Below are 19,349 nucleotides of genomic sequence, written 5' to 3' on the forward strand. Positions count from 1 at the left end.
AATAAGACATGACTAATCTCGTGAGGTTACGCAAATTATGGGGCTATTTTCAGCAAATTGATTAAATGGCCGACAGAGTGGCGAAATTTAAACCGAACGAAAAATTAAGTGATAAAAAGCGTTGACTCAAAGTCAACTATCCCTATAATGCGACTCCACACAGCGGGGGTGATTAGCTCAGTTGGTAGAGCATCTCCCTTACAAGGAGGGGGTCGGCGGTTCGAATCCGTCATCACCCACCACTTATTTTAGGTGGGCTCGCAGTGTAAGGTTATGAATTTGGGTGATTAGCTCAGTTGGTAGAGCATCTCCCTTACAAGGAGGGGGTCGGCGGTTCGAATCCGTCATCACCCACCACTTATTTTAGGTGGGCTCGCAGTGTAAGGTTATGAATTTGGGTGATTAGCTCAGTTGGTAGAGCATCTCCCTTACAAGGAGGGGGTCGGCGGTTCGAATCCGTCATCACCCACCAAATTCAGCCAAAAGGTATTTTTATACCGAAGTGGGTGATTAGCTCAGTTGGTAGAGCATCTCCCTTACAAGGAGGGGGTCGGCGGTTCGAATCCGTCATCACCCACCACTTCGGGTCGTTAGCTCAGTTGGTAGAGCAGTTGACTTTTAATCAATTGGTCGCAGGTTCGAATCCTGCACGACCCACCAAATTCAGTAAAAAAGCACCTCTAGGGTGCTCTTTTCGTTTCTGACGCTCAATGCCAAATCGTTCAGGATGAGAACCTGCGGCAGGTTCGAGTCGAACGCAGTGAGACAACGTTGCCCTCGGCAACGACCCGCAGGGCGAGCGCAGCGAGTCATCCTAATCCTGCTCACCGTCATTGAGTCTTCCGGGCATCATGCCCATCACCAGTACGCCGATGGGAGCACCGGGGCCACTGGCGGCAATCCTTCCGAGCCCGGTTACTATTTCACCCAGTTTTACTGCCCAGGTTCCTGACGTAATGGCACTGCCACCTACCAATCCAAGAATACTGGCACCTTCAACAGCCGTCTGAGCATTCGCAGCACTCGTCGCGGCGGCTATCGCCCGCTGATAGTCGATTTCTTCGTGATCACCGTTCAGCCATTTATACAAGGCACTTCGCTTTTTCGGTTTCGGTATATCGTCTACTGCTTTCTTTTTCTTAGCGGTCTGAGCACGCTGAGGAACATCAGTCTCGGATGGAGGGATAGCCTGATAAAAGGCCATTGCCGCAAAATGCGTATGGGGTTCCGGCTCTTTCCCGGCATCATTACAGCCCTCTCCACGCAGGCAGGATTTGGCGAACACACGATTGCGGTCTCACTCTTCAGCCCGTTGTTTCTCATCAACTTCCCGCTGTGCTCGCTTTTCATGAAGCGTGACAAGGTCAAGCCATTGCGTCTTTTCTGCTTGCTCTTCGGCTGGATCCTCCTTGATATAGCCATCCGAGATTGACGGGATGAATCTTGCCCCACACGGGCAGGAACTTACACTATCCAGCGTACCTGCTAGTCTTCTGCCTTCATCCCAGCTATCAGAGGTCCCCCCCAAAATTTTATACGTTCCAGGAGACTGGCCGCACGATACCGCATCACCTTCTCGCGCTCCCGCCACGCCATACCAACTGAGCGTTTGATCCCCGGTCAGTATCTTGCCCCCACAGGTGGTAAGATCACCTACCCGTAGGTAAAACCCCATCGCTGCCATGAGTCTATTCTCCTATCCTTAGAGAGTGTACCTGCCGAAATTACCGAGGTAACGTCGTCAATGTATTGACGTTTTATTCCCTTATTCGTGTCATGTTTATCGCTACGCGGGTCGAATACTAACCTATTTGTAATTTGACGTAAAAGTTGATGTTTGTATTCCGATCACAACATTCAGCATTAATCGGCCTTTATCCAAAGTGTTAACCTAAAGCAGTCTGTATTGCTGATTATCCAGCGGCAGTAAACTCGCTGGTTGCCAATCACCATCTGAGTGGCCGTCTCCTCATTGATATAGCTATCCGAGATTGACGGGATGGATCTCGCCCCACATGGGTAGGAACTTACACTATCCAGCGTGCCTGCCAATCTTTCATCCAATTGGTTCTCTAATTTCGATATTAATTTATTTTTATCCCCGACTATAACTTCATTGTTCAATTGCTTTTCAAATGAAGCGACTGAGTACCATGGTAAGTTATCGCGGGTGCGTTTTTACAGGAAAAGACTGTTTTAACTGGGCTTAATTCATCTCACTCTCGCCGTCAGTGACTTGGCGAGGAACGGGGAATATTATACTGAGTTATTAGGCTATGAGTCTAAAGCCAAGTGGAATACCGAGCTTATCTCTCATTAGGAGAGTTTTGGCTATATCTGACCCTCAACCGTATCACCTGATGCCTTTACTTCCCTTGGTCGAGTAATAAAATTTAAGGAAGTAAAAGAGTGCAAGTTGCCATCCTCTCCGCCCTATAGGACAGAGATTTGCGGCGCACCTGATAAACGCCGCATTAAAAAAGCAGTGGAGCTAATGCCTTGACCGTTTAGTAACGCCTGTATACACCCACCCTCTGAGTGCTTTTTCCGTTTCTAGCTCGCAGTAATCTTACGTCTTTCCGCCAACTGCTGTGCTTGCTCGGCCACCAATTGCCAAATCACTTCTGCTGCGGGAGAGAGTGAACGATTTCTGCGACGTATAAGTGTCAACAATCGTCCCCTCTCTGGGGATATTTTCCTCACCACCAGCTGACTCTCTCGCGGTAAAGGCAGTGCCAGCGCTGGAAGAATACTGATCCCAATCCCTGCATCAACCATCGTAAACAGCGTGCTAGGGTGCCCCACTTGCTGAACGACCTCAGGGTGACCACCTTGCTGCTGAAAAATCGCATCGATAAGTACTCTACTGCCGGAGGCATAATCTTGCAGGACACATTGGCGCTGCGCGATGTCCCCCCAACTTACCTCTGGCTGCTCTGCGAGCGGGTCATCGTCGCGGCATAATAAGAGAAAAGGATCTTGAAGGATGGGTTGCGTCTCAAACTCTCGCGTATTCTGAAGCTCAATCACTATACCGAAATCAACTTCTTCCTGCCTCACCGCTTGGACCACCGATTGCTGGACGCTGTCTTGCAGGAGTAAACGTATTTCCGGGTAACGCTGCTGACATGCAGCTAAACATTTCGGCATCAGTTGCGCGGAAATGGTCTGACTCGCCGCCACTCTTACCGTACCCGTACGCTGTTCACCATAGCTGTATAAGTCTTTAATGAAGCTGTCCATATCATCAATTAGCAAGGCCATGCGTGAAGCAAGCTGTTTACCCGCTAGGGTCAGCAGCACTTCACGAGTCGTGCGATCGATCAGGCGTAATGATAGCGTTTGTTCCAACTCCTTAACGGCATGACTGACCGCCGATTGGCTTAAGCCTATCAACTCCCCTGCTCGACTAAAACTCTGTTGCTCAGCCACCGCAACGAAGATGCGAAGCTGACGTAAACTATAATTCATCTATTTTCTTCATATATTCATGTAATAAATCAATTATATTTCTAACCTGATTTCAAGCACAATCCAATCATTACTTTTTGCATGGACACAATTATGGGCTTTCTGCGACTCGATCCGATGATGGTCAAACTTATCATCACTGTTTTACTTGCCACTTTTCTTCCCGCCCGTGGTGGGTTCGTTCCGATTGTTGAAGGGCTTACTACCGCAGCCATCGCACTCTTATTCTTTATGCATGGTGCCAAGCTTTCCCGCGAAAAAATTATCGCCGGAAGTAGCCACTGGCGCTTACATTTATGGATCATGTGCAGCACCTTTATTGTTTTCCCCATCCTCGGTTGCTTACTGGTGTGGTGGCATCCGGTCAACGTCAGTAACGATATTTACACTGGCTTTATTTATCTCTGTATTCTCCCTGCTACCGTTCAATCAGCAATTGCCTTTACCTCTCTAGCGGGCGGTAATGTTGCCGCGGCAATCTGCAGTGCCTCTGCCTCCAGCTTATTGGGCGTCTTTGTCTCGCCGCTATTAGTGAATTTGGTGATGAATGTTCACGGTGCGATGCCGGGTAATGGCTTTGAGCAGATTGGTAAAATCATGCTACAGCTGCTGTTACCCTTTGTGCTGGGGCATATTGCGCGGCGTTGGATTGGCGGGTGGGTTGAGCGTCATCGTAGTTTAATCGGTAAAACTGACCAAACATCAATTTTATTGGTGGTTTATACCGCCTTCAGTGAAGCGGTCGTCAACGGTATTTGGCATAAAGTCGATGCCACCACGCTTGGCTGGATTGTGGTAGGCTGTATCCTGTTACTGACTATCGCTTTATTAATCAATCTCGTGGTCGCCCGCCTGTTCGGTTTTAGTCGTCCCGACGAGATCACCATTTTATTCTGTGGGTCCAAAAAGAGCCTAGCCAATGGTGTACCGATGGCCAATATTCTTTTCCCCGCAAGCATTGTTGGCATTATCGTTCTGCCCTTGATGATCTTTCACCAAATCCAACTGATGGCTTGTTCATGGATAGCGCAACGCTATAAAAAAGCCGGTGAGCAGTCGTCTACCGAATCATAATCTATTTACATTCACCCAATGGGAATCCCCTTGGGTGAAGACTTTATCGCTATTCTTAACGCCAACTCGTCATATTTTATCTACACTCATAACGTGTATACGTTGAAGATGTCGCCTTCGGGTAATTTTTAGGATGGAAGATACCATGACAGACAATACGCGAGATGACCGCGAGCAGGATGCAGCTGAACAAAATCAGGATGCGCCCTCAAAAGAGAAAGAACAAAACGATGCTCCCCAGCGACAACGTCCAGGTAAAAAACCCCTTATCATTCTAGCAATCATCGCCTGCATCGTTCTCTGTGTGGCATTGATTTTCTGGTTAATGAACCGAGGGATCGAATCCACAGATGATGCCTTCACCGATGGTAACGCTGCGACTATCGCGCCGAAAACTAGCGGATATGTCGTCAACCTCAACGTTAACGATAACCAATTTGTTCATCAAGGCGAGCTACTGGTGGTGATCGATCCTCGTGATGCCAACGCCCAACGTGAACAGGCGCAAGCCCAACTTGGTAGCGCCCAAGCGCAACTGCAACAGGCACAAGCGCAATATCAATTAGCCAAAGTCCAGTATCCCGCACAACTGCATCAGGCCCTGGCTGATCAGGCCAAGGCAAAAGCAAATTTGGCCAATGCAGAATCGGTGTATCAACGCCAACACGGTGTTGATCCGCGCGCGACAACGCAAAGCAATATAGACAGTGCCACCTCACAATATCGTGCCGCGCAAGCCGATTATCAGCAAGCACAAGCCCAAGTCGAGATAGCCTCGCAAGTACCGCTACAACTGCATCAACAAGAAACAGCCATTGCCGCCCGTGAACAGCAGGTTGCACAAGCCGAAGCGCAACTGGCGACGGCCAAGCTTAATCTTTCTTATACTGAAGTACGTGCACCTTACGACGGTTATGTCACCAAGCGTAATGTCCAAGTCGGCAGTTTAGTTCAAGCGGGTACGGCGCTCTTTTCATTGGTCTCTCCGCAAATTTGGGTAACGGCAAATTTCAAAGAATCGCAACTTGAACATATGCATCCGGGTAATAAAGTGACTGTTAGCGTCGATGCGTGGCCTGACCTGAAACTTGAGGGGCATGTTGACAGTATTCAGATGGGTTCAGGTTCACACTTCTCGGCCTTCCCGGCAGAGAATGCCACCGGTAACTTTGTTAAAATTGTGCAACGCGTTCCCGTAAAAATCGTTATCGACAAGGGCCTTGACCCTCATCACCCTCTACCCTTAGGCCTATCGGTAGAGCCTGAGGTTCATGTTGATGAGTGAAGCACAACGCTGGCAACCGCGCGGTAATCCTTGGTTGGTTGCCCTCACCGTCACCTTGGCGGTATTTATGGAGGTACTCGACTCCACTATCGTCAACGTTGCCCTTCCCCATGTTGCCGGCTCGCTCTCTTCCAGTTATGATGAGGCGACCTGGGTGCTGACCTCCTATTTGGTTGCTAATGGTATTGTTCTCCCCATCTCTGCTTTTTTTAGTCGCCTCTTTGGCCGTAAAAATTATTTCTTAATCTGTGTCATCATGTTTACCCTCTGCTCATTTCTCTGCGGTATCGCAACGGAGCTTTGGCAACTGATCCTGTTTCGTATTTTGCAGGGCTTTTTCGGCGGTGGATTACAGCCCGTCCAGCAATCGGTATTACTCGATTATTTTAGTAAGCAGGACCGTGGCAAGGCTTTCGGACTCTCTTCAATTGCCATTATTGTCGCGCCGGTAATAGGGCCAACTTTGGGCGGCTGGATTACCGATAACTTCAGTTGGCGTTGGATTTTCTTTATCAATATTCCGGTCGGAATCTTAGCGGCCCTTGCCATCTATCGACTGCTTGAAGATCCGCCTTGGGAACGCAAGGCAAAAAAAGGCCAGCTGCGTATCGATTATATCGGTATCAGTCTTATCACACTGGGATTAGGCTGCTTGCAGGTCTTTTTAGACCGCGGAGAAGATGCAGATTGGTTTAATTCCTCCTTTATCATTACCTTTGCCATACTCGCGGCTATTGGACTTGTCGGAACCGTCTATTGGCTAATGTACGCCCGCCGGCCAGTTGTAGATATATTGGTCATGCGCGATCGTAACTTCTGGGTAGCGGGACTATTGATGGCCGCCATGGCCTTTATCCTGTATGGCAGTTCGGTCGTCATCCCGCAATTGGCTCAGCAAGACTTGGGCTATACCGCCACACTGGCTGGTCTAGTGCTGACGCCCGGTGCATTCTTTATCATTTTGACTATTCCATTGGTCTTAAAATTAATGCCGATCGTGCAGACCCGATTTATTATTATGTTCGGCTTTATCTGCTTAATGGGGTCGTTCCTCTACTCAGGTTTTCAAATGACTCCTACGCTAGATTTTACGTCGTTGGTCATTATGCGCAGCGTGCAGTCGATTGGGTTAGGCTTTTTATTCGTCCCCTTGACCACCATCGCCTTCATTACTATTCCCCAGCAATTGAATGCCGATGCCTCAGCGCTGTTTACTATGTTCCGAAATGTAGCGGGGTCGATCGGCATTTCACTGTCCACGGCGGCGATTACCGAGCGACAACAAGCGCGTTCGGCGTATCTCTCTGATCACACCTCGATGTTTGATGAGCCCTTTTCACAAATGGTACAAAAGATGAGCGCGGCGATAGAGAATTTCACGACCTTGGTCGGGAACAGTACCCAATTAGCCACGGCACAACTCTATAAACAGATGATTAGCCAAGCCCGTATCCTAGCCTATGTCGATGTCTTCACGGGGCTATGTGTCATCGCCCTCGTCATGATCCCCTTCTGTCTTTTACTCGCACCCGTGAAGAGTGAAGGCAGCGCAGGAGGCCATTAAATGAAAGGAAAACTCATGAACTCACAGCGATTAGTATTACCGATGCTGATTATGGCCCTCAGCGGCTGTGCGGTCGGACCCGATTATCATGCCCCAGAAAACCACTTAACCGGCGCTTGGCACGCGAATGAAAAAGATCAAGCCTCTCACCCGTTAATGACCGATACCCAAGTCAGTTGGTGGGAAAACTTCCAGGATCCGCAGCTCAATAGCTTGATCCAACGGGCAACAAAGGGAAATTTAAGCTTACAACAAAGCGTGTTGCGTATTTCTGGTGCTCGCGAACAAGTGTCGAGCGCACAGGGAGGATTATTACCGACCCTGAATGGCCAAGCCTCGTATTCTCGACAACAGTTGGGGCTAAAGGGAGAGCTGCAATCTCAAGGGCTCTACGATGCGATTCCCAGTGACATAGCGAATCAAGCGACAGGCAGCGTGAACTTCTACCAGGGCGGATTTGATGCCAGCTGGGAACTCGATTTGTGGGGAAAAACCCGCCGACAAATTGAGATGGCGCGTGCCAGCGAACAGCAACAAATTGAACAGCATAATGATGCATTGGTCTCTCTCGAAGCCGAAGTGACACGTACTTATCTCCAATTACGTGCGGCTCAGGCTACCGAAGCCTCGCTTAGTCAACAGATCGCTATCGCCCAACAGAGTCTAGAACTGACGCAAAGCCAGATGCAAAACGGTTTAGCGCCGAGTAGTGACGTTGAGAGTGCAACGGCCCAGTTAACCGCTTTACAGGCCCAGCTGCCTCAATTTCAATCACAAATCGCCCAAGCGAAAAATGCGCTGGCGGTGCTGATTGGCCAACCGCCAGGTGCCTTAGATAGTGAGCTGGCAGCCACCAAGCCGCTCCCGGCGTTACCGCAGCTGGTCGCCGTCGGCATCCCTTCGCAGCTGACACGCCGCCGGCCAGATATTCGCGCCGCCGAATCGACCCTCCACGCACAAACTGCCAATATTGGTGTCTCTGTGGCGCAATTATTCCCAAGCCTGTCGCTGACCGGGCAACTGGGAGTGCGTAACAGTGACATCAATTATATGGATAATTGGAGTAGCCATTTTTACAGCATCGGACCCGGTATTAATCTGCCGATTTTTGAAGGGGGACGCCTCGTTTCCAATGTAAAATTAGCGCGTGCGCAACAAGCCGCCGCCGCACTCAATTACCGGCAAACCGTCTTAACGGCCCTACAAGAAGTAGAGAATACCTTAGTCAGTTACCGCACGGGGCAACAACAAGATTCAGCCTTAACGCAGTCGCGTGACGCGTTACAGCGCGCTTATCAACTTGCTTCCGAAAACTATAGAAAAGGCTTTATTACCTACATTACCGTGTTGGATGCACAGCGTCAGTTAGCACAAACCGAACAGCGGGCCATCCAGGCGCAAGCACAAACGGCGGTGGATTTAGTTGCACTCTACAAAGCGCTAGGGGGCGGCTGGGAACAGCAATCCACAGTGACGCTGCCCCATTATTCCGTTTTTGGTGACGTGGGTAAAACGGGGGTCACCTCCCCGTAATATACTTTCGCCCCGTTTACGGGGCGGAAGTGTTTAGACCTTGAGCGGCGTGACTAAGTGTTCAAGCCCTTCGATTCTTATCGCTAAAGCCAGCTGCAGTAACTGCCCAAGGTGCCCTTCTGGAAAGGCTTCTTTGCGAGCAAACCACAATAAATACTCTTCAGGGAGATCGATAAGCCGCCTTCCCTGATATTTTCCAAAAGGCATACGCCAGTTCGCCAGTTCAACCAACTGCTCTTTATCCGGCATTACGCCTCCAGCATCGCAATAAGTTGTTGCTCGTCAATCACCGTAATCCCTAATGCCTGCGCTTTCTCGAGCTTCGAGCCCGCCGCTTCACCGGCGATCAGCAGATCGGTCTTTTTCGAGACACTCCCTGTCACCTTAGCACCGCGTTGCAATAGCTGCGCCTTCGCCTCGTCACGTGTCATTTGGTACAAGGTCCCGGTAAGCACCACTGTTTTGTGATTAAAGGCCGACTCCGTTGCCTGAGCGACCACCGCGGCTGGCCAATAGATCTGTGCGTCATCTACCAGCTGACGAATAACCTCACGGTTACTCTCTTCGTCCATAAAATGACGAATATGGGTGGCCACGACCGTGCCGACATCATCGACTGCGATGAGGTCATCCATCGAGGCAGCGATCAGCGCCTCTAAGGTAACAAAGTGGGTGGCTAAGGCGAGGGCCGTTGCCTCACCCACTTCGCGGATCCCTAAGGCATAGATAAAGCGGGCTAAGGTGGTTTGACGAGATTTCTCTAAAGCCTGAATGATATTTTGTGCCGATTTAGGTCCCATTCTCTCCAAGCCGGTTAACTTACCCGCGGTTAAGCGGAAGAGGTCGGCTGGGGTAGCAACGTATTCTTTATCAACCAGTTGCTCGATAAGTTTATCGCCAAGTCCATCAACGTCTAGCGCTTTACGCGAGACGAAATGTTTTAGGGCCTCTTTACGCTGAGCGCCACAGATCAGTCCGCCGGTACAGCGCAAAACCGCTTCGCCTTCAACCCGCTCGGTGTCCGACCCACAAACTGGGCATTGGCTTGGAAATTCAACGTCTCTTGCATCGCTCGGACGCTCTGCGGCGAACACACTAACGATTTGCGGGATCACATCTCCGGCCCGTCTCACCACCACACGGTCACCGATTTTCAACCCTAGGCGTTCGACTTCATCAGCGTTATGTAACGTGGCATTACTCACCCATACCCCGGCAACTTGCACCGGCTCTAGACGCGCAACAGGGGTGATGGCTCCCGTACGACCCACTTGAAACTCGACATCGCGAACCTGGGTCATCTGCTCCTGTGCGGGAAACTTAAATGCCGTCGCCCAACGTGGCGCGCGCGCGACAAACCCAAGCTGCTGCTGCTGAGCGAGGGCATTAACCTTGATCACGACCCCATCGATATCGAAGCCAAGCTGTTCACGTTGTTCAATCACCTGATGGTAAAATGCCATCACCTGCTCGGATGATTGGCATACCGTCACATGCGGCTCCATGGGTAATCCCCACTCTCGCAACTGAATGAGGCGCTCATAATGGTTTTGGGCGAGTTCGCCGCCTTCATGGACGCCGATACCGTAGCAATAGAAACTCAGCGGACGTTGCTCAGTAATACTGGGGTCGAGTTGACGTAGTGACCCTGCCGCGGCATTACGCGGGTTAGCAAAGACTTTACCGCCCTTTTGTCGGGCTTTTTCATTCAGGGCTTCGAACCCCTTCTGTCGCATAAAGACTTCCCCCCTCACTTCGAGACGACGAGGGATCTTATCCCCCGTCAGCGAGAGAGGGATAGACTTAATAGTACGAATATTTTGGGTAATATTTTCGCCTGTCGCACCATCCCCTCGGGTCGCGGCGCGGGTCAGAATCCCCTCTTCATATAATAGGCTAACGGCTAACCCATCCAGTTTTAATTCGCAGCAATAATCGACGCCATTCGCAGCGGGTAAACGCTCATTAACTCGGCGAATAAAGGCCAAAAAGCTGGTTTCGTCGAACACGTTATCCAGAGAGAGCATGGGGACTTCATGTTGGACAGAGTCGAAAGCACTCAGTGGTCGCGCACCGACTCGCTGGGTCGGCGAATCGCTGGTGATTAAGTCAGGATGCTCGGATTCGATCAGGCGCAACTGCTGCATTAAGCGGTCATATTCCGCATCGGGCACTTCAGGGGCGTCCAAGACATGATATTGATATTCGTGATGACGAAGTTCACGACGTAAGCGGTCTACCTGTTGTTGGAGGTTAGCCATAATGCACCATGATAAAAAACCCCCGACAGGCGGGGGTTGATAGTCTGAACAGAAGCGATAAGTTACGAGTGACTGATCACTTCACGAATTCGAGCTTTATATACTTCGACTTTTTGTGGGGTCAACATATGGCGTTCGTCATCCATCACGACTCCCCCAACATCATCGGCAATACGTTGCGCGGATTGAAGCATCAATTTGAAGTTTTGTAGCGCGTCACCATAACAAGGCACCATCATAAAGATAGAGACACTTGGCGTGGTGAAGTCGGACATCGTATCCGGATCAAAGGATCCTGGTTTAACGCTGTTCGCTAGACTAAAGAGGACAGGCCCGCTACCTGTCGGGCTAAGGTGGCGATGAAAGATATTCATCTCACCAAATTGGAATCCAGCTTGTAAAATAGCTTGGAGTAACGGCTCGCCATTTAATTCGCTGCCGGCGTGGGCCGCAACATGGAACACCAGTACTGTTTCAGTTAATGGTTTTTCAGCCGGAGTAGCTTTGCTCTCTTCTCGCTCAGTTACCGGCTTTTCTTGCACGGTCGGTGCTGGGGTCGCCTCAGGCATTTCGCTTTCACTAGGCTGTAGTGACTGCTCTTCTGCTGAGGATACGGGAACTGTCGGTTTCGCGACCGGTTCAGCCACGGCGTCAACAGGAGTCGGCGCAGGAGGTGTTGTAGGGTTTTGGTCAACGTCTTCGGGACCCAATAAAGGATCACCTTGCAGTGCAATACCGTCACGCAACGAACCGCTTTTCGCTGGCGTCTGTTGACGTGTATCAGAAGGCTGAGCGGATACGTTCGCACTGCGTTGGACTGGTGCAGCATCACGCGTAGCGGACGGTTGTGGCGAATGGACAGGAGGTTTTCCCTGAGCAGGAGCCGTTACTTCGTCTTCGTCAAGATTCTCATCACGACGTTGCATAACGTGCTTATGAGGACGATCACGGAAAAGCCTAGACCGCTCTTTACGATTAGTCCATAGACCGTGCGCCAATAACGCGATAATTGCGATAGCACCGACAACTATTAAGATCAGACGCAAATCCTGCATCACTATATTCTCTGTTGTTCAAACACTTTGCCTAAAAAAGGCACCTATATACCCTTCAATGTATTGGTCAGAGCGGATAAGTGCAAGCATACACTGCCAATTATCTTGAATAATATCACTAATCTGGTGCGATTGATTAAATTAACAGCAGTGAGCCCTACGCCAAGACGAAAAAAACGTTACTATGATGAGGTGATTATTATTATGAGTATTTGGATATGACACAGCGCCAACAGCCTCTCCCCTCTTCGGGTTTTACCTACGTTAAGTTAGGGTGCCATCTCGTTTGTTTACCGGGTATTCGCCGTTATGTCATCGTTCCTCTGTTGATTAACATCCTTCTACTGGGATCAGCGTTCTACTGGTTGTTCACTAAGCTTCACCAGTGGATCCCTCAATTAATGAGCTATGTGCCACACTGGTTAGCCTGGCTGAATTTTATACTCTGGCCACTCGCCGTAATCTCCATCGTTCTCGTCTTTGGCTATTTCTTCTCCACCCTCGCCAATTGGATTGCCGCACCTTTTTTTGGTTTGCTGGCTGAACAGCTTGAGCAGCGCCTAACCGGTCATACGCCCGATGAAATGAGTTGGTGGTCGCTGGTTGCCGACCTGCCCAGGATCATGAAACGAGAGTGGCTAAAGCTCTGTTACTACTTGCCACGAGCCATCGGACTACTGCTTCTTCATTTTATCCCTGGGGTAGGTCAACTGCTGGCGCCCATTCTATGGTTTATCTTTGGGGCGTGGATGATGGCCATCCAATATGGCGATTACCCTTTCGATAACCACAAGATCGCTTTTGAGAATATGCGCAGAAATCTTGGCCGTGATCGAAAAATTAATCTAGAATTTGGTGGTCTAATTAGCGTTCTCACGATGATCCCGATTATTAATTTGGTCATCATGCCAATTGCCGTCTGCGGTGCTACCGCGCTCTGGGTTGACCGCTACCGTCAAAGTCTCCACAAATGAAGGCTGAATGCAGTTATTGCACTCTGACATATCGATATAGCATTTCGTCACTTCACTGCGACCCTATAAAGCGTATTCTCATTAGGTTCCCCAAAATTCAAAGAGTCAAGGAAAGGATATGAGTAAGATTTACGAAGATAACTCGTTAACAATTGGCCACACGCCTTTAGTCAGGTTAAACCGCCTTGGTAATGGACGTATCCTTGCTAAAGTTGAGTCACGTAATCCGAGCTTTAGCGTGAAGTGCCGAATCGGTTCCAACATGATCTGGGACGCCGAAGAAAGAGGGTTATTGAAAGCGGGCGTTGAATTGGTCGAGCCCACCAGCGGTAATACCGGTATTGCCTTAGCCTATGTGGCGGCGGCCCGTGGCTATAAATTGACGCTGACGATGCCTGACACCATGTCAGTGGAACGCCGTAAATTACTCAAAGCCTTAGGGGCTAACTTAGTCTTAACTGAAGGCGCGAAAGGAATGAAAGGCGCGATAGGTAAGGCTGAAGAGATTGTCGCCAGTAATCCCGCAAAATATTTGATGCTGCAGCAATTTAGTAATCCTGCCAACCCTGCTATTCATGAAAAAACCACGGGTCCAGAAATTTGGGAAGACACTGACGGTGAAGTTGATGTCTTGATTTCCGGTGTCGGCACAGGCGGTACTCTGACGGGTACGGCTCGCTACTTAAAACATACCCAAGGAAAAACCAGTCTGTATGCCGTGGCAGTCGAACCCACGGACTCGCCAGTGATTTCGCAAACCCTCGCGGGTGAAGAAGTCACGCCAGGTCCTCACAAAATTCAAGGTATTGGCGCAGGATTTATCCCTGAAAACTTAGACCTCAGCTTAGTGGACAGAGTGATTGCCATTACTAATGATGAAGCCATCAATACTGCCCGTCATCTAATGGAGTCGGAGGGGATCTTAGCCGGTATCTCATCAGGTGCAGCAGTCGCCGCAGCGCTGAAATTACAACAAGAGCCTGAGTTCGCCGATAAAAACATCGTGGTTATCTTGCCATCCTCTGGTGAACGTTACCTATCAACCGCGTTATTTGCAGACCTGTTCACAGAAAAAGAGAATGGTTAGTAGACTTTCTTCTTGCTTTTAAAAAAGCCATCTACAAAAAGCACCTACGGGTGCTTTTTTTGTGCAGTAGATCTCAATTTTGCCTGGTTCACATTTGCTTTGCTCCCCCCTATTCTGGTATCAACGATGAGGTTTATTTCGAGCCAAAAAATAATGCGCTAAATTTTTTGCTTTTGATCAACATCACACTGCAAAAACGGTAGGGTAATCGTCGTAATTGAAGTATAACTTTTAGTTGAACCGTCATCGTAGACAGGTTCAATACGTCATAACTTTTGAATAATCACGTTAAGTAACAAATCTTTTGATTATCTTGGGGAAAAATATGTTTCAGCAAGAAGTAACAATCACTGCACCAAATGGTCTACATACCCGTCCCGCGGCACAATTCGTCAAAGAAGCTAAAGGATTTCAGTCTGATATTACGGTCACCTCTCAGGGTAAAACGGCCAGCGCAAAGAGTCTTTTCAAGCTACAAACCTTGGGATTAACACAAGGAACTGTTGTGACCCTTAGTGCGGAAGGCGAAGATGAGCAACAAGCGATCGAACATTTAGTAAAATTAATGGCTGAGCTAGAATAATAGGCCTGCAATACGATAAGCCCATTGATTATTGGTCAAGCGTAGCTTTACACTCAATGGCCCCATTGATCCGCTACACTTGGGCGCTTACTTCCAGTATTTACACTTAAGCATCGTTGATTTAAAGGTAAGATTATGATTTCTGGTATCCCTGCGTCACCCGGTATTGCATTCGGTAAAGCACTCCTTCTAAAAGAAGATGACATCGTCATCAATAGCCACAAAATCGATCCGAGCCAAGTTGATCAAGAAATTAATCGTTTTCTTGAGAGCCGCCAGAAAGCCTCTGCACAATTAGAGACGATCAAAACCAAAGCAGGCGAAACCTTTGGCACGGAAAAAGAGGCTATCTTCGAAGGGCATATTATGCTGCTGGAAGATGAAGAGCTTGAGCAGGAAATCATCGATCTTATCCGTAAAAATCACCAAACCGCCGATGCGGCGGTTTATGCTGTTATCGAAGACCAAGCTTCGGCTTTGGAAGAATTAGATGACGAATACCTCAAAGAACGCGCCGCAGATGTGCGGGATATTGGTAAGCGTCTACTACAAAACATCCTTGGTCTGACCATCGTTGACCTGAGCGCGATTGCCCAAGAGTCAATCTTGGTAGCAAAAGACCTAACACCTTCTGAAACGGCACAGCTAAACCTAGAAAAAGTTTTAGGTTTCATCACCGATTTAGGCGGCAGAACCTCTCACACCTCGATTATGGCCCGTTCTTTAGAGCTCCCCGCAATCGTAGGGATTGGTAATATTACCCAATCGGTAAAAAACGGCGATTTCCTGATTTTAGATGCCGTTAACAACCAAGTGCTTATCAACCCCTCTGAAGATGACATCACGGAACTCCGTGAGATCCAAACGGCTTGGTTAGACGAAAAACACGAGATGGCCAAGCTTAAAGACTTGCCAGCGATTACGCTAGACGGTCATCATGTAGAAGTCTGCGCCAATATCGGGACAGTACGCGATGTGGCGGGTGCTGAGCGCAATGGCGCAGAAGGTGTCGGACTCTATCGTACAGAATTCTTGTTTATGGACCGTGAATCGCTACCTTCCGAGCAAGAGCAGTTTGAGGCTTATAAAGCTGTCGCAGAAGCCGTCGGGGCGCAAGCCGTCATCATCCGTACCATGGACATCGGTGGTGACAAAGACCTACCTTATATGAACCTTCCAAAAGAAGATAACCCCTTCCTAGGATGGCGTGCGATTCGTATTGGTATGGACCGTAAAGAGATCCTGCACGCACAGTTACGCGCCATTCTGCGTGCCTCCGCGTTCGGTAAGCTACGTATTATGTTCCCGATGATCATTTCCGTGGAAGAAGTGCGTAGTTTAAAAGCAGAACTTGATACGCTTAAAGCGCAATTGACCGAGGAAGGAAAAGCCTTCGACCAAGGGATTGAAGTCGGTATTATGGTCGAAACGCCTGCTTCAGTGGCTATCGCCCATCATTTAGCAAAAGAAGTCGATTTCTTTAGCATCGGTACTAATGACTTGACGCAATACACCTTAGCGGTTGACCGGGGTAATGACCGAATTTCCCATTTATATAACCCAATGAGCCCTTCTGTACTGCTTTTAATCAAGCAAGTTATTGACGCATCTCACGCTGTTGGAAAATGGACGGGGATGTGTGGTGAGTTAGCTGGCGATGAACGTGCTACACTATTACTATTAGGCATGGGACTAGATGAGTTTAGTATGAGTTCTATTTCTATCCCTAGAATTAAAAAAATTATTCGCAACACTAACTATGAAGATGTTAAAACTTTAGCGGCTGAAGCCCTCGCGCAACCTACTGCTGAAGCCTTAACGGGTATCCTCGATAAGTTTATTAAAGAAAAAACGCTTTGCTAACTTGTCACCAGTGTTTCGACGTTATTGCTTAGGAGAAGATCATGGGATTGTTTTCTAAACTTTTTGGCGACAAATCGGATAGCGATTCAAGCAACATTGAAATTGTTGCACCGCTTTCAGGCGAAATTGTCAATATCGAAGATGTACCGGATGTTGTTTTCGCTGAAAAAATCGTAGGTGATGGTATCGCCATTCGTCCTAACGGTAACCAAATTGTGGCCCCAGTCGAGGGAACAATTGGTAAAATTTTCGAAACTAACCACGCCTTCTCTATCGAGTCGGATAACGGCATCGAGTTGTTCGTACACTTCGGTATCGATACCGTTGAGTTAAAAGGCGAAGGCTTCAAGCGTCTCGCAGAGGAAGGACAAAAGGTTAAGAAAGGTGACCCTATCATCGAATTCGATCTTGCCTTTCTTGAAGCGAAAGCGAAATCAACGCTGACCCCAGTCGTCATTTCCAACATGGATGAGATCAAGTCCCTGTCAAAACTATCGGGACACGTTACGGTCGGCGAAACACCGATTATGCGGATTCAGAAATAGTGATAAAAAAAGCTCATCCTTGGATGAGCTTTTTTTTTACTCCGGCCACCGTGGCAAGCGTATCGAGATTTTAAGCCCACCTTCCTGACGATTCGACGCCGACACTTGACCATGGTGTGCCGTAATCACTTTGCGCACAATCGCTAATCCTAATCCATAGCCCTTGCCAGAAAGCGAAGATTGTAGGCGAACAAAGGGGTCAAAAATACTCGACATTTTCTCCTCCGCCACGCCCGGCCCACTGTCACAAATGGTGAGTAGTAGCGTATCGCGATCGACCTCTACTTTCACGACAATCACCTGCCCCTGTGTTGAATAGCGTAAGGCATTGCGTAACACGTTCTCGATAGCACGACGGATTAGCTCGGCATTGCCTCGGACCGTTACCGACTTTAGGCTATCGTAATGGGCGACTACATCGACTTGCGGCTGTTGAGCTTCGTAGCGTACATCAACCAGAATCGCTTCAAGAAGCGTGATAAAATCGAAGTATTGCTCAATATCGATGCCGTCGTGTTCTGCGCGTGACAGGGTCAGCAGTTCGCCGATCATTTTGTCGAGCCGCTCGGTCTCAAGATCGATACGATCAAGCGATTGAGGGATATTCGATTCACTTTGTCGAGCTAAACCTACCGCGAGCTGCACTCGCGCCAAGGGCGTACGAAGTTCATGGGAGATATCATGCAGCAACGCCTCGCGGGCTTTGACTAATACATCGATACGTTCAACCATCGCATCGAAGTCCTTCGCAACAATCGACAATTCGTCATAACGCCGCTTCATGGCGGGAAATAGTCGTACCGATAGATCACCACGTGAAACTTTAGCAAATCCTTCCCGCAACTGCCTTATCGGACGTGTCATATTCCAGGCTAAAAGTAAGCTAAAGAAAATGCCAAGAAAGGGTGCAAAGAACATAATCGGCGTCGGAATATGTAATGAATCGTGCCACGAGTGATGGCCGCGTTCATAAAAGCGATCCAATCCATTGTAATCCAGCACAACCTGATAGCGATGACCCGCGTTATCCCTCAGCTGCTGGCTAAGGATGGTGGGTACACCACGATCTTCAGCATAAATGGTCGTCGGCGTGTTAGGGGCAGGAGAAAAGCTCACCTGAGGTCTAACATTGGGTTCCCAACTTTCAACGAGAGCTTGTACCGCTGCAGGTCCTGACGAGTGCGCCAGTAACCCACTGATAGACGCCAGTTGCACTTGTTGTAAACTGCGCTGTTGTCTCGCAAACGGCGAGTCATCATGGGCAAAAAGCGAAAATCCTAACCAGATTACTTGGCTTATCAACAGAAATACAAATAGAAAAGCCACCAGCATCTTGGTGAATAATCGCCTTGGATAACGTTGGTTCATCGAATTTTGTAACCAATACTGCGCACGGTTTCGATAAAGATTTGGTCGTGGGTGGTTTTTGCAATTTTCTGACGAATATTACTAATATGCACATCGACACTGCGGTCATAAGCCTCGCGCGTACGACCTAGCGCTTTCTCCGACAGTTCGTCTTTAGACACCACACGGTCCCCTGCCACTAATAATAGTTCGAGCAGATTAAATTCAGACGCGGTGAGATCGATGGGTTGCTGCTGCCACGTCACGGAACGCATGGCTGGATTAAGCACTAACTCTTTCAAGACGAGCGGTTGGTTATCGATAGGCGCGACGGGGATCTCTTCAAAACGACGCATTACCGAGCGTAAGCGCGCGACAAGCTCTCTTGGGTAACACGGCTTAGGCATATAATCATCGGCCCCCATCTCTAACCCAATCACCCGGTCGATATTTTCCCCTTTCGCGGTGAGCATAATGATGGGTAAGCGGTGGTACTGACGTACCTGACGTAACACTTCAATTCCACTGATATCAGGCAGCATGATATCTAAGATCATCGCATCGTAATGTGTTTGATTAATCACCTCCAAGGCACGCTTACCGTGCGTGACCACATCGGTGTTCATCCCTTCGCCAGCCAAGTATTGGCTCAGCATCTGTCCTAACTCTTGATCGTCTTCAACTAATAAAATTTTCATATTCTGGCC

17 protein-coding genes, 5 tRNA genes and 1 other RNA gene are annotated in these 19,349 nt (G+C 48.9%); 15 read left to right on the forward strand and 8 right to left on the reverse strand.

What is annotated here, in order from left to right; genetic code table 11:
• Nucleotides 1-166 precede the first annotated feature (166 nt).
• The 6 genes from BMX14_RS09465 (at nucleotide 167) to BMX14_RS09490 (ending at nucleotide 829) form a co-directional block, all read left to right on the forward strand.
• A tRNA-Val gene (locus tag BMX14_RS09465) sits at nucleotides 167-242 on the forward strand.
• A gap of 39 nt (nucleotides 243-281) precedes the next feature.
• A tRNA-Val gene (locus tag BMX14_RS09470) sits at nucleotides 282-357 on the forward strand.
• Between the two features lie 39 nt (nucleotides 358-396).
• Nucleotides 397-472, forward strand: a tRNA-Val gene (locus BMX14_RS09475).
• Nucleotides 473-504: 32 nt separating this feature from the next.
• Nucleotides 505-580 (forward strand) — tRNA-Val (locus BMX14_RS09480).
• Nucleotides 581-584: 4 nt separating this feature from the next.
• A tRNA-Lys gene (locus BMX14_RS09485) sits at nucleotides 585-660 on the forward strand.
• Nucleotides 661-706: 46 nt separating this feature from the next.
• Nucleotides 707-829, forward strand: a non-coding RNA gene (locus tag BMX14_RS09490) — RtT sRNA.
• Here the strand turns inward: BMX14_RS09490 and BMX14_RS09495 are convergent.
• The 3 genes from BMX14_RS09495 to BMX14_RS09505 all read right to left on the reverse strand — a co-directional run bounded on the left by BMX14_RS09495 (nucleotide 815) and on the right by BMX14_RS09505 (nucleotide 3,471).
• Nucleotides 815-1,285, reverse strand: a complete 471-nt coding sequence (locus BMX14_RS09495) for a hypothetical protein (protein WP_092676046.1) — start codon at nucleotides 1,283-1,285, stop codon at nucleotides 815-817. The two genes, BMX14_RS09490 and BMX14_RS09495, sit on opposite strands and share 15 nt — an antisense overlap.
• Before the next feature lie 12 nt (nucleotides 1,286-1,297).
• Nucleotides 1,298-1,684, reverse strand: coding sequence for a PAAR domain-containing protein (locus BMX14_RS09500; RefSeq protein ID WP_092676050.1), 387 nt, complete (start codon nucleotides 1,682-1,684; stop codon nucleotides 1,298-1,300).
• A gap of 869 nt (nucleotides 1,685-2,553) precedes the next feature.
• Complete coding sequence (locus BMX14_RS09505) at nucleotides 2,554-3,471, reverse strand: LysR family transcriptional regulator (RefSeq protein WP_092676052.1); 918 nt, start codon at nucleotides 3,469-3,471, stop codon at nucleotides 2,554-2,556.
• Between the two features lie 93 nt (nucleotides 3,472-3,564).
• Between BMX14_RS09505 and BMX14_RS09510 the strand changes: the two genes are divergently transcribed.
• The 4 genes from BMX14_RS09510 to BMX14_RS09525 all read left to right on the forward strand — a co-directional run bounded on the left by BMX14_RS09510 (nucleotide 3,565) and on the right by BMX14_RS09525 (nucleotide 8,927).
• Nucleotides 3,565-4,545: a bile acid:sodium symporter family protein gene (locus BMX14_RS09510; RefSeq protein WP_092676055.1), complete on the forward strand. Its 981-nt coding sequence runs from the start codon at nucleotides 3,565-3,567 to the stop codon at nucleotides 4,543-4,545.
• Between the two features lie 145 nt (nucleotides 4,546-4,690).
• Entirely contained in the window at nucleotides 4,691-5,830 is a 1,140-nt protein-coding gene (locus BMX14_RS09515; RefSeq protein WP_092676058.1) for an HlyD family secretion protein, read from the forward strand.
• A complete protein-coding gene (locus BMX14_RS09520) occupies nucleotides 5,823-7,394 on the forward strand; it encodes a DHA2 family efflux MFS transporter permease subunit (RefSeq protein ID WP_092676061.1) in 1,572 nt (523 codons plus the stop codon). Before BMX14_RS09515 ends, BMX14_RS09520 begins: the two co-directional genes overlap by 8 nt.
• Nucleotides 7,395-8,927: an efflux transporter outer membrane subunit gene (locus BMX14_RS09525; protein ID WP_092676064.1), complete on the forward strand. Its 1,533-nt coding sequence runs from the start codon at nucleotides 7,395-7,397 to the stop codon at nucleotides 8,925-8,927. It begins immediately after the preceding gene.
• Nucleotides 8,928-8,960: 33 nt separating this feature from the next.
• Here BMX14_RS09525 and BMX14_RS09530 read toward each other — a convergent pair whose 3' ends face one another.
• The 3 genes from BMX14_RS09530 to zipA form a co-directional block, all read right to left on the reverse strand.
• Nucleotides 8,961-9,176, reverse strand: coding sequence for a DUF3820 family protein (locus BMX14_RS09530; RefSeq protein ID WP_092676067.1), 216 nt, complete (start codon nucleotides 9,174-9,176; stop codon nucleotides 8,961-8,963).
• Nucleotides 9,176-11,188: an NAD-dependent DNA ligase LigA gene (gene ligA / locus BMX14_RS09535; RefSeq protein ID WP_092676070.1), complete on the reverse strand. Its 2,013-nt coding sequence runs from the start codon at nucleotides 11,186-11,188 to the stop codon at nucleotides 9,176-9,178. The genes BMX14_RS09530 and ligA overlap by 1 nt, the downstream gene beginning before the upstream one ends.
• A 62-nt stretch (nucleotides 11,189-11,250) precedes the next feature.
• Nucleotides 11,251-12,246: a cell division protein ZipA gene (gene zipA / locus BMX14_RS09540; RefSeq protein WP_092676073.1), complete on the reverse strand. Its 996-nt coding sequence runs from the start codon at nucleotides 12,244-12,246 to the stop codon at nucleotides 11,251-11,253.
• A gap of 215 nt (nucleotides 12,247-12,461) precedes the next feature.
• Here zipA and cysZ point away from each other — a divergent pair, with 215 nt between their 5' ends.
• The 5 genes from cysZ (at nucleotide 12,462) to crr (ending at nucleotide 17,295) form a co-directional block, all read left to right on the forward strand.
• Nucleotides 12,462-13,217 carry a sulfate transporter CysZ gene (gene cysZ / locus BMX14_RS09545; protein ID WP_092676076.1) on the forward strand — a complete coding sequence of 252 codons (756 nt, stop codon included), beginning with the start codon at nucleotides 12,462-12,464 and terminating at the stop codon, nucleotides 13,215-13,217.
• A 118-nt stretch (nucleotides 13,218-13,335) separates the two neighbouring features.
• On the forward strand, nucleotides 13,336-14,304 hold the full coding sequence (cysK, locus tag BMX14_RS09550; protein WP_092676079.1) for a cysteine synthase A: 969 nt from the start codon (nucleotides 13,336-13,338) through the stop codon (nucleotides 14,302-14,304).
• 325 nt (nucleotides 14,305-14,629) lie between these two features.
• Nucleotides 14,630-14,887: a phosphocarrier protein Hpr gene (gene ptsH, locus BMX14_RS09555; RefSeq protein WP_062812147.1), complete on the forward strand. Its 258-nt coding sequence runs from the start codon at nucleotides 14,630-14,632 to the stop codon at nucleotides 14,885-14,887.
• A 135-nt stretch (nucleotides 14,888-15,022) separates the two neighbouring features.
• Nucleotides 15,023-16,750: a phosphoenolpyruvate-protein phosphotransferase PtsI gene (gene ptsI, locus BMX14_RS09560; RefSeq protein ID WP_092676082.1), complete on the forward strand. Its 1,728-nt coding sequence runs from the start codon at nucleotides 15,023-15,025 to the stop codon at nucleotides 16,748-16,750.
• Nucleotides 16,751-16,791: 41 nt separating this feature from the next.
• Nucleotides 16,792-17,295, forward strand: coding sequence for a PTS glucose transporter subunit IIA (crr, locus tag BMX14_RS09565; protein WP_092676084.1), 504 nt, complete (start codon nucleotides 16,792-16,794; stop codon nucleotides 17,293-17,295).
• A gap of 36 nt (nucleotides 17,296-17,331) precedes the next feature.
• Here crr and BMX14_RS09570 read toward each other — a convergent pair whose 3' ends face one another.
• Complete coding sequence (locus BMX14_RS09570) at nucleotides 17,332-18,663, reverse strand: ATP-binding protein (protein WP_092676086.1); 1,332 nt, start codon at nucleotides 18,661-18,663, stop codon at nucleotides 17,332-17,334.
• Nucleotides 18,660-19,340: a response regulator transcription factor gene (locus BMX14_RS09575; RefSeq protein ID WP_092676089.1), complete on the reverse strand. Its 681-nt coding sequence runs from the start codon at nucleotides 19,338-19,340 to the stop codon at nucleotides 18,660-18,662. The genes BMX14_RS09570 and BMX14_RS09575 overlap by 4 nt, the downstream gene beginning before the upstream one ends.
• Between the last annotated feature and the right edge of the window lie 9 nt (nucleotides 19,341-19,349).

This window comes from Rosenbergiella nectarea, assembly GCF_900111105.1.
In the GTDB taxonomy this organism is placed as follows: Bacteria; Pseudomonadota; Gammaproteobacteria; order Enterobacterales; family Enterobacteriaceae; genus Rosenbergiella; species Rosenbergiella nectarea.